Here is a 241-nt window from a genome sequence, read left to right as displayed (position 1 = left end):
GTGCAAGCGCAGCAAGCGGTGTTCGATGAGCATATTGGTGCTTTAGCAGATTCACTTTCTGTGTATAAAGGAAAATCGGCTTCTTACTATAAAGACATTATTAGAAAAGCACGAAGAAACAAAAACAGATATTTTTTACTTGCTAGAAATATTAGCTACTCAGATTATATTAGGTTGAGAAACTTCCCCTTACTCAATAAAGGTGCTATTGGTGGTGGATTAATTGTAGAGCAAACAACAC

At 36.1% G+C, this 241-nt stretch carries 1 pseudogene; it reads left to right on the top strand.

Features of this window, described 5'->3' with window-relative positions:
- Nucleotides 1-241, top strand: a pseudogene (locus tag ACRHOZ_RS21350) (penicillin-binding protein); the annotation flags it as partial.

The organism is Flagellimonas flava (assembly GCF_050617915.1).
In the GTDB taxonomy this organism is placed as follows: domain Bacteria; phylum Bacteroidota; class Bacteroidia; order Flavobacteriales; family Flavobacteriaceae; genus Flagellimonas; species Flagellimonas flava_A.
This window is presented reverse-complemented; position numbering and strand designations above follow the sequence as displayed.